Below are 14,461 nucleotides of genomic sequence, written 5' to 3' on the forward strand. Positions count from 1 at the left end.
TTTTACTTGTTACGCGTTAGTGGCGGGCGGCATTTCCACATGCCCCACGCTGGAAACCTCGTATTTTTTGTCTTCCATAGAAACGATATTCACGTTGGCCAATTCACCTAAAAACTGGGCGATATGGTCTGTGCGCAGGTGAGCATCCAAATGGGCATTGCTGTCCCACTCTTCGCTAATCCACACCACGCAGTCATCAGCGATATCTCGGGCCATGGCATAGAGAGTACAACCGGGCTCTTGGCGGGTAGGTTCAATTAAACCAACGGCCAGCTCGCAAAAGCGTTCGGTATCCTGTGGGCTGGCAAGTAATACGCGGGCAGAAACAGCAATCATGTGAGCAACCTCTTATATTTATTTGGCTCGGTAAGGATTGAAATACATCAGCTGAGCAACAGTATAACCCTGGGCCGGGCCGTATCTGAACCTCTCTGATTAGTTAGTGCTCTTGTTAGGTTGGAACCCACCATTGGCAATTATAAAACGCGAGCCCCAGCAAGCATTTGAAGCAGCGCACTAGTCCGCACCAGCGGGCCAATCGTATTCGGGAAACGTTGCCTGGCACGCTTTGGCCACGCGCCGGGCGGCTTGCTCGGCTTCCAGACGGTCAAGCACATTCGAAAACACCTCCGGCCCGATGCTGTGCACACGCACCTGTTTGCGCAATATTTCGCCAACCTTAGCCAGAGGTAAATCACCCTCCCCCGGAGGCCTCCTATAGCCCAAGCAGTCTTCCATGAGTGGCATGTGCTTAGTGGAATGGGCGGCGTCGGCCAATTGCACACAGGTGATGGCATCGCTGGGCAGCTGGCTAAGCAATGTGAAATCGGCATCGCCACGTAAAAAATGCCATGTATCAAATAGGATCCCTGCGTTTGCTGCACCGGAGGCCTGCACAATGCGCCAGGCCAGGTTGAGATTGGCAACGCCCCACATGGGGATAAACTCTAAATCAACACGAATGTTGAATTCGGCGGCCTTTAAGCAGAATGCGGCAAAGCCATCACTCAACTGGTTTACCGAAAACTGGCCCAACAAAAACGCCCCCGTAGCGCAGATGCTCTTCAGGCCCAGTTGATTACAGTATTCCAAACATTGCTCGGCGCTGAAATCAAACACCGCCTGGGCGGCCTCGGGTAGGCTAGGATCAAAGCGTACGGGTGCCCAATCGGTAAAGCCGTCGTAATGGCCAAGCTGAACACCGGCGTCCAGCGCTTGTCTCCGAATATCGTTTAGGGACTGGGACTGCAACAGCTGCCTTATGGTGAAGCCGCCAATGGGCAGATGGGTGAACCCCCCGGCCCGAGCGGCGGCTAATTGTTGGGCGTAGCTGTGTGTTTTCACACAGGCCGGCCAAAGGGAGTATTCCATAACTCGGTTCAAGCAAGCTGGCGCTGGGCTGCCTGCTCTAAGCCGGTAAACATTAATTGGTAGGCGGCCAACAAAAAGCCACGGGCTTCTTCTACTCGGCCCGGCTCAGTTTCAAACTCGGAGTGGTAGGTTAACCGGCAGCGGTCTTCGTTCAATTCGGTTACCTTGCCAGTGGCTCGGTATTGCAGCAAGCCGGCCGGGCGATCACACACGATGGATAACTTCAGCGTGCGATTGGCTGGGTCTAGGTAGTCCAATTGTTCGCTTACCGCATTGGGCATGCCGTGGTTATAGATATGGCGAATTAAGCCAACGCCTTCGCCTTCTATCTCCACGCGGTCGATATCCACCGGCCCATCTTTGGGCCACCAAGCTTGAATATCAGCGTAGTTTTCTAAAAATGCCCAAACAGTCTCCGCTGGTGCGTTGAGATCGTGATGTATATCGATGGTTTCCATAATTATCTACCCCGGCTCTGTATTATGCGTTTTCTGCGGCTTGTTTTTTGGCTTGCTCAAAAGCCGCCGACGTTTCTTCATCCACGGGCTCTACGGCCCACTGGATGCCCCGGCGAAGCAATGTGTAGAACACAGGCAAATCCCAAGCGCAGCGGTCTACGGTTGGCCAATAATCCAGTAGCGGTTGCATATCAAAATGGTGGCGGCAGTGGCCCAGGGTTAAATAGAGTACTGCCCCTTCGCCCATGTTGTGGATGTAAAACACCGGGTGTCGACCGTGCTGCCATTGGTCTTCCTCAAAGCCTGGAGCCTCGCCTTCAAATTCGGCATCCAGCAGCACATCCAGGTCACCATAGGTTTGCATTAGGTATAACTCATCGGTGCTTTCAAAAGGCTCTATGCCGGCCACTAGAGGGTGATCGGCATTGGCCACTTCCACTTTATAAGGCGCTATGGGCGGGTGCGAGCGGAACATGGAACCCAGGGTTTCAACAAAGTGCGGCGCCCAATCCGGGGTGCCGTATAAGCCACTGGACATTAAGCGAATAATTGAGTTGGTGCCGTGTAAGGCGTACCAACGGCCGCCGGCTTTTACCCACTCGCGCAGCGCTTCTTGGGCGACCATGGACGGCACCACGTTACAGGTGTAGGTAATGAGCATATCGGCGTCGTTCAACGCCTCGAGGTTTTCGTAGTCTTCAAATACGCGCACTCGTATGCGCTGGTCTTCAGCCAGTAATTTTAATAATTCTAAGCGGGCAAAATCGATGTCGTGCCAATCGCCGCTGGCAATTAATACGCAATTAATTCGTCCGGCTCTGGATGCGTGTTTGCTCATGGTGTGTCCTCGTTACTACTCATAATATGGCGGCCTGCTACTCGGCCAAAAAAAGAGCCCGGGCCTAAACTCATGCCACTGGCATAGCTGGCGCCCGACTTGGGAATATGCGCACTGCAGGCGCCGGCGGCGTATAGCCCTGGTATGGCAATGCCTTTACTATTCAGCACCTGGGCGTTGGCGTTGGTTTTTAAACCGCCAAGTGTCATATATAAATAAATAGACTGGCTGAAAGAAATATAGAAAGCCGCATAGGGGCCTTGGTCTAAGGGCTTTAACCACTCTGGGTGTTTCATAAAATCGGGATCTACGCCATCGCGGGCGGCGGTGTTGTACTGATTAAGCGTGGCCACCAAGGCATCTTTAGGCATGGCTAGGGCCTGCTCCATCTCCTCGATGGTTTCGTAGCCATCAATTAATTGGTGGCGGGCGGTTTCGATCTCTGGATAGGCAAATATTTCGCTGTCGACAATTAAAAAGGCTCGCTGATTACTTTGCTTGGCGATAAACTCCGCCGTGCGGCCGTGGTAGCTGTCTTCGGCCACAAAACGCTGGCCACTCTCATTAACGATGATACCTTTAATTAATTGCCCCGGCGGGTAGATAGAGGCAGTGGCGATGTAGTTTTGCATGGCGTCAGTATCGGCACCGGCCGCCACGCCCAGTTGTATACCGCTACCATCAGAGTAGGCGCTGCCTAGGGCTTCCGCGGTTGCGCTCAGCCCTTGCAAATGCAGCTGCACCATATCGGGGTTCATAGCAAAGCCGCCGGTGGCCAGCACCACACCCTTGTTCGCTTTTAAGAAGCGAGTGTCACCACCCTGCTGAGTTTTAACGCCAACAACCGTACCGGATTGATCGGTAATGAGCGCCTGTACTCGCGTATCGTAATAGCCTCTTACGCCCAACTCGGAACACACCTGCAGTAACGGCTGCATGGCTGCGTTACCGGTGCTTTCGCCCTCCCCGGTTACCTGATGGCCTCGGGGCACGGGCCTGGCCAGTTCTCTGTAGGGCCAAACTTTTTCATTACCGGTACTGAGCAGGCCTTCGGTGCCCATTAAAAATACCGCTTTATCTTTGTAGCAACTGCGCTCAAAGGGAACGCCTTGTTGCTCTAGCCAATTAAAATGCTCTACGTTTTGATCACAGTATTGGCGCACCGCCTGGGCGTTGTCGCTGCCCATACTGGCGATCATAAATTGGTACATATTCTGGGCGTCGTCGCTGTAACCACAGGCTTGCTGTACAGCCGTACCACCGCCCAGGTAGAACAAACCTGAGGACAGAGCACTGGCACCACCACCGGCGCTGGCTCGCTCCACGGCAATCACATCACCACCAGCGCGTTTGGCCTCTATCGCGGCACAGGCGCCGGCAATACCCAAGCCCACCACAATCACATCGGCACAATCGTCAAATTGTGTTACACAGGTTTCATCTATCACATCAAACGGATTCATGCGTCGCTCCCCTGGATAAATTTTTGGATCAACTTTTGGAAAAGTTGTTTGACTAGTTACCGGGTTAATTCAGATTCGTGCTCGTCCAAATAGAAAAAGGCGTTTTTATCTCGATCAAACAGCTTGTCTTCGTCGGCGGCTATTTCTGCCGCCACCTCGGGCGCAGCCAATTCCACGCTGGTTTTCTCAAAGGTGGCTTTATCTGGGTACCAAATCTCTAACACAACATCGTAGGGCTGCTCGGGTGTTTTGCCGGTAATAATATCCGGAAAGCCGGTTAAGTAGCGGCGCACGTATTTTACCGCTCGGCCGGTGAGGTATTTCTCACCGATGACGCGGTGGTGGGATTCGTAATACTGTTTAAACTCTTGGTGGGTAAGCCCCGGTTTACGTTTTAATAAACCGATCATTTTAAACATTGCTTAGGCTCCGATTATTAGCGCGGTACAAGTGGTTACACCCGCACCAATTGCTTACCAAAATTATTGCCTTTAAATAACCCCGCCAGTACTTGGGGGCATTGTTCTAGGCCATCAACGATATCTTCTTTTACTTTAATTAAACCGGCGTCTACCCAACCCTGCATCTCGGCGATGGCTTGCGGGAATTTATCCAGGTAGTCCAACACCAAAAACCCTTCCATGCGCGAGCGTCGAATCACCAACTGCATATAATTGGCTGGCCCCGGCGGCACCTCTTTGCCGTGGTAACCACTGGAAATACCACCGCACAGCACTACCCGAGCGCCGATGGCGATATTCACTAAGGCCTGGTCTAGAATGGCTCCGCCCACGTTATCAAAAAAGATATCGATTTTATTTTTGCACAGCTCATTCAGCCGTTGATGCACGTCTTCATTGCGGTAGTCGATGGCTTCATCAAACCCCAACTCTTGTTTTAGCCAGGCGCATTTTTTCTCGCCGCCGGCAATACCTATCACCCGGCAGCCTTTGATTTTGGCCATTTGCCCAACCACCGATCCGGTTGCGCCGGCGGCACCGCTGATTACCACGGTATCGCCACTACTGGGTTGGCCTATATCGAACAATCCGAAATAGGCGGTCATGCCGGTTAGGCCATAGATGTGCAAGGGGTAGCTAATGGGGATATCGGGCTGGACGGTTTTAATGGGGAAGACTAGTTCCTGGCCATCACCGCGATAATAATCTTGCCAGCCAAAGCCTCCCATCAAGCGATCACCAATTTGGTAATCCGGGTGCTTGGACTCAACCACCGTACCTACTGCCATGGCCCGCATAACCTCACCCAATTTAACCGGGGCAATGTAGCTGGGCAGGTCGTTCAACCATCCCCGTTGCGCCGGCTCAAACGACAAGAATTCGTTTTTAATCAATACTTGCCCGGATTCTGGTGGCTCCAATGTTGTGGTGACTAAATCGAAATGATCCTGAGCCACTTCCCGCTCCGGACGCTGCTTTAATAACCACTGCCTATTCACTACCGTATTCATGCTTTACCTACTGCTTTAAGGATTATAGGGCTGGTGCCTCGGCCAATTTAAAGGCAATAAAGACATTGCCGGGCATATAGGGGTTAAAGAAGTAACCCGAATTTAAAAACATCATGTCGCCATCCAAGGCCGCTGAAGCTCCGCCTTCCAGGGCACCGCCAAAAGCTTTTACACCATTAACGGTGGTAAAATCTTTGGCGGTATTAAATTGCCACAATACCTTGCCTGTGCGGGTATCATGGGCGCGAATATAGCCGTCTAAGCTGCCGGCAAATACCAGCTCGGGTGTGGTTGAAATTGCAGCGCCATTGCCGGGCATGCAATAGGGTTTATCGCCGCAAACGCCGGTAACGGCGTGCCACTGCCACTGATAACGGCCGGTTTTTATATCCAACGCGAACAATCCTGGGTTGGGTTTTCGAGGAGCGTGGTGCTGGGATTCCTGAGCATCTGAAATAGGCACAAAAACCGTATCGCCGCTCACAGCCATTCCAAAGTGAATGCCGCCTACCAAGCCGCCTTTACTGACTTGCCGCTGCCATAGGAGTTTGCCGGTATCCGGTGCCAGCGCCCACACGATGCCGGATTTTTGGCCGGCTAAAACCAGTTCGCTGCCGTCGCTGTGGGTTGCCAAAATAGGCGGAGCGCCAAAGTCGTAGTCCGGGCCTACCGGTTGCGGGCAGTTAGTTTGGTCGGCCATTTCACAGGCGCTGTTCCAGGCATCGTTAGCGGTAGCTTGGAACACCCAGTTAATTTTACCCTGATCTAAATCCATTGCGATGATGGCATCGCTGGTCTCGGTGGTGGGCCGGGAATAGTTTTCTCCGGTGCCGACTAATAATTGGTTTCGCTTTGCATCGGTGGCCGGGCTATTCCAAATAGGCGCTCCAGAAGGCCCCACTCGGTCGGTGCCAGCGCTGTTTTTACCTCTAACATTAGGTCGCTCAGCAATGGTGTAGGTTTGCCATACCTTTTCTCCGGTTGCCGTATCAAAGGCCACCACGGAGCCCCGAAAAGTACAGCAGGCGTAGTCTGGGTCGGCGGCGGCAAGTACCTCTAAAGACGACACAGGAACATACAGCCGATTTTTAAACAGCGTGGGCGAACCGGTAATGGTGGCGCTGGGATGTGCATCCGGCCGCACCTGCCAACGTAGCTTACCCGTACGTGCGTCTAACGCGTAAACGTTGCCCAGGTAATCGCCAAAATACAGCCCCGGTTGCGCAGTTTTGTCGTTCTTATCCCAGCTACTTAAAATAATAGCAGTACGCACCTCGGCCTTGGCGCGATAGCTCCAACGCACGCAGCCGGTGGTTTTATCCAGGGCAAATACTCGCCCGTCCTGGCTGCCCACGAAGACCGCGTCGCCGCCAATGGCCGGGTGAGATCGCGCTCTAACGGCATCGGGAAAACCAAACGCCCAGGCAACATCGAGCTGTTGAATATTGCTGGGGTTGATGGTTGTGGCTTCGGCATCAAATACTCGGGTATTCTGCGGTTGCGCCCCCCAACCCACCACTGCTGGCACCTGGGCGCCGTCAAACTGGGCGGATTCACCCTGGCATTGCGGGAAGGCTTTGGGCTTTTCGGTGGATAAGGGTTGGCCAGTTAAGTATTCAGCAACGGCCTTTTTTTGCTGCAGGTTTAATTGCGGAACTCGCGGCGCCATCACCCCTTCGGTTAATGCATGATAAATCGATGCCGTGGACATAAAGCCTAGCATGCCTTTAACCGGCGCCTTGGGCACTCCGGTTTCGTGGCAAGCAGCACACACAGTGCGATAAACCTCTTCACCGGTGGCTAGAGCCTCCGGCGACAACAAAGACGTGTTGGTGTTGATCTTTTCAGCAAACGCCGCCGGCCAAATGCCCACTAAGCAATTCAACCCTGCAAACCAACAAACCCGTAGTAACGCATTTTTTTTCATTATTATATTGGCACAAACATTGACTCGCTTAGGTCGAGCCAGAAAGGTGAAAACAACGTACAAGTAAAAAGCAACAATGCCGTGAAATCACGGCATTGTTGTTCACTATCGCATTTAGAAATTGAAGCTCACTTCGGCGCCGTACTCTCTTGGCGCGCGAGGTATGGAGAATCGCCAGAAAGAGGTATCGCCGGTTCTGGAGGGGGATACCACGTAATCGTGTGAGTAGGCATCTTCATCGGTTAGGTTTCGGCCAAAAATAGCGACCTTCCATTTTTCCATCTCGAAACTAAGGCTGCTGTCCAATAAACCGAATGCCTCAACCGTGGAGCCGGGGTGATTGGTTAGCGTGCCTTCATAGTCGTCACGCCAGCTGTACCCTAAGCGCCACATGACAGAGGCATCCGCAACCGGAAACTCCATGACAGATTGCAAGGAATAGGTCAGCTCTGGCGCTCGTCGTAAATCCAGGTCACTTTCGTCGGCAATAATCCCGTCACCGTAGATGTCGGCCTCAAATTCATTGTACTGTGCATCCAAAAACCCGACGTTACCGCTAACCCGCCAAAAATCCGTAAGCACCGCTTGCATTTCCAATTCCACGCCACTGAATTCAGCCTCACCCACGTTACGAATGGCCAACTGATTCTGCGTAGCGAGGTTTGGCGCGGGTATGGATACTTCGATTTGCATATCGTCATATACCATATGGAACAAGGTAGCATTAAGCTGCAACTTGCCATCCAGCCAGTTTGTTTTTGCGCCTAATTCGTAGTTGGTAAGTGTCTCTGGGCCGAAACCTTCGCCTAGCACATCTGGCGTGGAAGCTCGCGGAGAGAAACCACCACTGCGGAAGCCGGTGGAATTGGTAAAGTACAACATGGCATCGTCGTTGAAGGCATAACGCACACCCCAACGATAGATCCAGTCGTTATCTGTTCTGTCTCCACCGGCGTTGGGGCCGGCCAACACCGCACCTGTGCCTGGGTCGGTAACAGTACGGCTCATGCGTTTGGTTTCGGTGATGTAGCGAGCGCCCAACGTCCAAACTAGCTTCTCGTCCATCATTCTGTAGTCACCTTCTGCGAAGATGGACTGGGATTCACCACTGGTGACGGTGTCTTCCAGGGGTGTCCAAACGTCGCTAAACGCTTGGGTCAGCTGGAAAGTCGTGGCGTCTGCGGAAGATGAGAACAAACCCGCTTGCCAAGTGAGGGCATCCCCGGCGTCCCGGGAAAGCCGAATTTCGTTGGTGCTTTGTTCGTAATCGCCCCAGCGACTAACGTGGTAAAGCGTAGCGCCGATGCCGTCCATATCGGCTTTGTATTCATCGTCTGCGGTTAAAAAGCTGCCGATGTAAGTTAACGAATATTCGTCAGAGATTTCCACGCTCATACGAGCCGTGCCCTGTATTTTTTCTAAACCAACATCGCCAATCCAATTAGCGTCGTTTTTCAGCCGATCCCCACCAATGGGTTCGCCGGACTGATCATTACAGGAATAACCATACAAGCTGTAGAAGGTACAGAAGGCATCTTGGCCGGCGGTAGACGTGGCTAACACCGCCGCCGTTTTACCCTCCATATTGCTGTAGCCAAAATCCAGCTCTCCGGTAAAGGTGTCCACCGGCTGCCATAGGAAGTGCACACCAGCACTGGTGGTATCCTTTTTACTCATTTCGCCACCGAGACGGCTCTTAGTATAGCCCTCCCCCTGGTTCAAACTGGAGGCAGTTAATTTTACTGCCCAGTCATCACTGCCGTAGTTGTACAACAAATCCAAGTCGGCTTTTTCATAGGCGCCTAAACGGCCACGCACCTTACCAAAGGATTGATCCAGCTCTGGCTTGGTACGAATAATATTAATCAAACCACCAACCACGTTTTTACCAAACAACGTACCCTGCGGACCCCGCAGAACTTCAATGCGCTGAATATCGATCAAATCGAAGACATTACCGGTACCGGTTGCTAGGGGCACACCATCAACGGCAATTAAAACCGTTGGGTCAAAGGCTTTTTCAACGTCCTGGTAGCTGATACCACGAACAGAAAAGCCGCCGCCGGCTGGCGTACCTGCTTCGATGGTGTCGAGAATAACATTGGGGGCGAACTGCGATATGGAAGTCACATCCAGCGTATAAGAGTTTTCGATATCAGCGCCTGAGATAGCACTTACTGCAACAGGCACATCCTGCATGCCTTCCTCTCGTTTTCGCGCGGTAACGACGACTTCTTCGAGAGTCATACCTTGGGCCGCTACGCTATTAGAAACCGCAACACCTGAGGTAGCCAGAGTTGCTAACGCCAGGCAAAGCGTTGTTTTTCGATGGTTACTGGTTGTGTTCATGTGATCCTCATTATTATTTATTGTTTTGTTGATCAGATATTATTTAATCAGACTTGATTGTTTTTATAAGTCTTAAAAAAACGCCCTCACAGCGGGCTGCTGCAAAGTTTATTCCCCGTGTAGCGACTGAAAACTGCGCTGCACAAACAACCACTGACCGTCGATGCGTTGCAACTTATCATCGTACTGCCCGCTAGGCCGTAGCTCTGTACCATCAGCTAACACGGCAACTTCAGAGGTATAGCTGCGCATGGTCGCAGTATTACCTTGAATATCGATAGAGCCCGCGGATTGAATCATAAACACAAATGGAAAATGCTCCATGGCCTGGGTCCAGGCATTGACGATGTTGGCCTTACCCTTGATTTCTTCCATACCCGGCACCACTGGCAGATTCCATTCGGAATCCTCTGCCCAGGTACTACCCCAAATATCGGCGCTGCGCTGGTTTACGCCATCGGCGTAGATATCCAGCAATTCTCTAATGGCCAAACGATCTTCTGTGGATCCAGAAAACGACATGAAACGCTCCTCGCTTTATCTTTTATTATTCTCTACTGCGCTTTGCACAGTAGAGTCTATCTTCCTGGGCAATATTTGTTTACCTGTGCACAGGGTCAAATACAGCAATATCACTCGTTGCGCCGAACATGTCACTCCTACATTACAGCGCCTGCATTGCAGCCCAAAAAACCAACCGTAAGCACTATGTTTTGGCTTTGGGGTTACGGTTCTCGGATTACGCTTAGAGCAACTGAGAATAGCCTTAAACTCCAACAAACTGCCCACTTATAGTTAACGTAATTGGGCCTTAATACACCTTATTGCAACCGAATTACCTAGTCTTTGCTACTCCCCATTTTGTTAGGTAGAAGTGTGAGCTAATACATCGGATAAATTAGCCTAATACGAGAAAGACCGAAGGCCTATATAAACATACCTGGCTGTCTTTAATCTACCAGCATACCGACAAACTTAAACCGAACGCTTACTAGCAATACCACACGCTAACCGCAAAGGCCAAAAGCGGTAATCCGTTCTACCGAAGCCCTGCGAGCATTAGCTACAGGCAGATAACTCGATGCTTAATCCGACCAACCGGAAACCAATAACTATTCGAAATAATAAAAGGAGCATTTATGACCAATACAACCAGTAAGGACCAACTCAACAGCGAGCTACTGCACAGGCTTCAACGGCTGGAAAACCATCAAAACATACAAGCAGTAGTAACGGATTACTTAATTGCAGTGGACGACCTGAATGACGTTGAGGCGGTTTTAGATTGTTTTACCGAAGACGCCGTATTTGATATGTCCGGCATTAACTACCCCACGTTAACCGGCAAGCCTGCCCTGCGGGACTTTTTTAGCAATGTATTTGACAGCATGACGCATCATGCCCACTACGCAACCAATTTTAAACTGGATTCCGTAACTGACAACACCGCCAAATGCCGCACCCATGTAATAGGCATGGGTAAGACTAAGCAAGGAGAGGATGTACTGTTTTATTTGCAATACCACCTGGATATGCAGTACGAAGATGGACGCTGGAGAATGTCGCGTTTCAAAGGGATGGCGCTAATGCCTTTAGAAGGTTAGCGAGTGCTTGCGGAGGTTGCAGGGGCAACCTCCCAGCCATTAGGTAACTTATGGTATTGGAGACTGGAAAGGATGCCTCTCTGTTAACGAGAAACTTACAATCGATGAACTTATAAACGATGAATTTATAATCGAGAATAACTCAAGTCTTCTTTGCCACGGCTACCATGGTTGGTAAACATCGCAAACACCGAATCGCGCCAAACCTGCTCGCTATTAAATGTGTTTGACCAATCCACCACAAATAAACGGTGGTAAAACTTCCATAGGCCGTCGTGCTTTACAAATTTATCAACGTAGCGCCCACCCACCAAGCGCTCTACCTTTTCGCCATCTTCAATTAAGGTTACTGCCGCAGTCACATAGGCTTCCCCCTCTGCCGTTTCACCATCAATGTTGTATAACTCATTGGTAATCGCGTGGAAGCTACGCTCCATTACATCGTTGGGCTGGGTAATAATTTCGGCGTAATCTGCGGCAGCGCCGGCAAATACACCAACATCCACCGTGGCATCCGGGTGCCAAATGGACTGCATCAGTGGCGTGTCGCAGCGGTCCACCGCGCGGCAGTACTGAGCGTTGAGATCGTGAATTGCTTGCTTTGCAATTACCGCCTCTATGGTTAATGTCTCTTGGGTTAACGCCTCTTGAGTTAGCGCCTGGGATGTTTCAGAACCGGAATTAGAAGAATGTGCCATACAAAATCTCTTAGTTAAAAATTAAATCCTACCTCTAAGGCCAGAGTTCGTCTGGGGCCATTGGAGGCAAAATTCATAACGCCCGGAGCATAAAACCCAGATGCCCGGTATTTTTCGTCGGTGATATTTTTCCCGCGCAGGGCCAGCGACCAGCGATCGTCGTTGGCGCGCCAGCGAATACTAGCGTCTAGTAAGTCTAACGCGTCGATTCGACCGATGGGATGGTTTCGCGTATCCGTATCACGCTCACTGGTGTGCATCCATACCAAATTAAAAGTGCCTGTGCCTGGGCCCAAACCAAACTCCAAGGCCGCACCTAAAGAAGCTTGAAGTTCTGGCGCATTGCGCAGATTAAGACCGGATGCGTCCTCTTGGCCATTGGCGGGATTTGCGTCTAAATCGAATTCAAAATTATCGTAGCTCGCATCTAAATAACTCAATGAGGCATTCAGCGTTAACGCTTCCGTTGGCAAATATACCATTTCCAATTCGGCGCCAGATATTTCCGCACTGGCCGCGTTCTCCACCCGTGTTACCGGCGTGGCACCTACGTATGCCAGTTGATCCACTTGTAGGTCTTGGTAATCATTATAAAATAGTGCCAGGTTAGTACGCAGCAGCCCTTCTAGCCAGTCGGCCTTTAAGCCCAACTCCCAAGTATCCACGATTTCTGGGTCATACGGGCCAATATCTTCAGGGAAGGTAATCCGAGCATTAAAACCGCCGGATTTAAATCCCCGGGCTTGGTAGCCGTACAACATGGCATTATCGGATAACGTCCAATCAAAGCCCAGACGCCAGCCTAGGTTTTCCCACTCGTCTTTACTTGCGGCCGGGGTTAATCCTAAAGATACGCCGGAAAACTGAGTTTCATTGACCAAACTGAGTTCTTTTTCCTGCCAGGTGTAGCGAATACCGGCTTGCAAGCGCAGCTGGTCTGCCACCTGCCAGTAGCCTTGGGAAAAAATCGACCAAGCCTGATCGTCTTGATCCGGGTTGGCCAGCAACACCAAACCTGGGCCAAAGGCATCCACCGCGCTGGTGCTGCCTAACTGCCAATTTTGATTAAAATAATACAGGCCCGTCGTTAGCTCGGTAGCATCGGTTGGCGTAAAGCTGGCCCGTAATTCTTGTGAAAATTGTTTATTATCGGTGATGCGACGAGTGCTGTAGAGCTGCACAGGTGTGCCGTCTTGATCGGTCCACTCGTCCAGCGTGAACTGTCGACCGTTGGTGATGGAAACCCAGTCAGCGCCGGCCATCGCCCAATTCATGGTTAAGGTAGCGCCTTCGATGTCGAAATTAGAGAAATTGTTAAATTGGCTAAAGCTACGAAAGCTAACGTCACTCATAGGTACCGAGTATTCAGGCACATACAACGCCATACCCGGGTCCGACTGGTTTACCACCATGGGCGAGTCGTTACGGCCCCGACCATATTCCAGCTGAAGCGTTGCATCAAACACCTCACTGGGGGTAAATTTTAAATACCCCCTGCCCGAGGTAACCTCCTGTGCGCCGAGATCATCACCGGACTGCCAATCCTTGTAAAAGCCATCAAAAGACTTGCGCATCATGGCGATCTTGCCCGATACCGAATCAGACAACGGCAGCTCTATGGCCGCAGCCACATCTTGTCGGCCATAGTCTCCCAGGGTCACCCGGCCACGGCCATTGAGCTCACCTGTGGGTTGCTTGGTGATCACATTGATAACGCCGCCAATAGTATTGGCACCAAACAACGTACCTTGCGGCCCTCGCAATATCTCCACCCGTTCAATATCAAATAGATCCAACAGTGCGGTGGTGTTACTCCCCTGATACACACCGTCTACTACCACGCCAACAGACGGGTCTATAAAGCCATCGGCCTCTTGCACACCAATGCCGCGGATACTCACCGCCGCCGTCATACTGACGTTAACCACATTGGTAACCACAAGGCTCGGTACCGTGCCACTGATATCGCGCAGATCCGCGGCGAATGCACGCTCTAACATATTGCCCGTCATAGCGGTTACCGCCACCGGCGTTTCTTGCAAGCTCTCTTCGCGCTTTTGGGCGGTAACGATAATTTCTTCTAACGCTGCGCTAGCCACGGTTGGAATTGCGAGCGTGGCCAAGGTTGCCGAAACAAAGGTGGCCGGAACAAAAATAGCCTGAGCAAAACAATGGGGTATTAATTTTCGAGCTTTGTGTGGGCCGGAACGGCCTATGGAGAAATCGGGAGCGTAGTTCATAGCTAACCCTTATGTTTGGTTTATTTTTTATTAATTATTTTA

At 51.3% G+C, this 14,461-nt stretch carries 13 protein-coding genes; 1 reads left to right on the forward strand and 12 read right to left on the reverse strand.

The window, feature by feature from the left end:
• Positions 1–9 precede the first annotated feature (9 nt).
• From ACGHM3_RS17590 to ACGHM3_RS17635, 10 genes are all read right to left on the reverse strand, one after another.
• Positions 10–336, reverse strand: coding sequence for a putative quinol monooxygenase (locus ACGHM3_RS17590; RefSeq protein WP_345425806.1), 327 nt, complete (start codon positions 334–336; stop codon positions 10–12).
• 180 nt (positions 337–516) lie between these two features.
• Positions 517–1,371 (reverse strand): TIM barrel protein, encoded by an 855-nt coding sequence (locus ACGHM3_RS17595; RefSeq protein WP_345425809.1) that lies wholly within the window; start codon positions 1,369–1,371, stop codon positions 517–519.
• An 8-nt stretch (positions 1,372–1,379) separates the two neighbouring features.
• Positions 1,380–1,829 carry an SRPBCC family protein gene (locus tag ACGHM3_RS17600; RefSeq protein WP_345425812.1) on the reverse strand — a complete coding sequence of 150 codons (450 nt, stop codon included), beginning with the start codon at positions 1,827–1,829 and terminating at the stop codon, positions 1,380–1,382.
• Between the two features lie 22 nt (positions 1,830–1,851).
• Positions 1,852–2,667, reverse strand: a complete 816-nt coding sequence (locus ACGHM3_RS17605) for a ThuA domain-containing protein (RefSeq protein WP_345425815.1) — start codon at positions 2,665–2,667, stop codon at positions 1,852–1,854.
• Positions 2,664–4,130, reverse strand: a complete 1,467-nt coding sequence (locus ACGHM3_RS17610; RefSeq protein ID WP_345425818.1) for an FAD-dependent oxidoreductase — start codon at positions 4,128–4,130, stop codon at positions 2,664–2,666. The genes ACGHM3_RS17605 and ACGHM3_RS17610 overlap by 4 nt, the downstream gene beginning before the upstream one ends.
• A gap of 56 nt (positions 4,131–4,186) precedes the next feature.
• A complete protein-coding gene (locus ACGHM3_RS17615; protein ID WP_345425822.1) occupies positions 4,187–4,549 on the reverse strand; it encodes an EthD domain-containing protein in 363 nt (120 codons plus the stop codon).
• A gap of 35 nt (positions 4,550–4,584) precedes the next feature.
• Positions 4,585–5,601, reverse strand: a complete 1,017-nt coding sequence (locus ACGHM3_RS17620) for an NADP-dependent oxidoreductase (RefSeq protein ID WP_345425825.1) — start codon at positions 5,599–5,601, stop codon at positions 4,585–4,587.
• A 22-nt stretch (positions 5,602–5,623) separates the two neighbouring features.
• Positions 5,624–7,486, reverse strand: coding sequence for a PQQ-binding-like beta-propeller repeat protein (locus ACGHM3_RS17625; RefSeq protein WP_345425828.1), 1,863 nt, complete (start codon positions 7,484–7,486; stop codon positions 5,624–5,626).
• A 156-nt stretch (positions 7,487–7,642) separates the two neighbouring features.
• Positions 7,643–9,877 carry a TonB-dependent receptor gene (locus tag ACGHM3_RS17630; protein WP_345425831.1) on the reverse strand — a complete coding sequence of 745 codons (2,235 nt, stop codon included), beginning with the start codon at positions 9,875–9,877 and terminating at the stop codon, positions 7,643–7,645.
• 108 nt (positions 9,878–9,985) lie between these two features.
• Complete coding sequence (locus ACGHM3_RS17635) at positions 9,986–10,399, reverse strand: nuclear transport factor 2 family protein (protein ID WP_345425834.1); 414 nt, start codon at positions 10,397–10,399, stop codon at positions 9,986–9,988.
• A gap of 617 nt (positions 10,400–11,016) precedes the next feature.
• On the opposite strand from ACGHM3_RS17635, the gene ACGHM3_RS17640 reads away from it, so the two are divergent.
• Complete coding sequence (locus tag ACGHM3_RS17640; RefSeq protein WP_345425837.1) at positions 11,017–11,481, forward strand: nuclear transport factor 2 family protein; 465 nt, start codon at positions 11,017–11,019, stop codon at positions 11,479–11,481.
• A gap of 125 nt (positions 11,482–11,606) precedes the next feature.
• Here ACGHM3_RS17640 and ACGHM3_RS17645 read toward each other — a convergent pair whose 3' ends face one another.
• A complete protein-coding gene (locus tag ACGHM3_RS17645; RefSeq protein WP_345425840.1) occupies positions 11,607–12,179 on the reverse strand; it encodes a nuclear transport factor 2 family protein in 573 nt (190 codons plus the stop codon).
• Between the two features lie 14 nt (positions 12,180–12,193).
• Positions 12,194–14,419, reverse strand: coding sequence for a TonB-dependent receptor (locus ACGHM3_RS17650; RefSeq protein WP_345425843.1), 2,226 nt, complete (start codon positions 14,417–14,419; stop codon positions 12,194–12,196).
• Positions 14,420–14,461: the final 42 nt, after the last annotated feature.

The organism is Halioxenophilus aromaticivorans, from assembly GCF_042850945.1.
GTDB lineage: Bacteria > Pseudomonadota > Gammaproteobacteria > Pseudomonadales > Cellvibrionaceae > Halioxenophilus > Halioxenophilus aromaticivorans.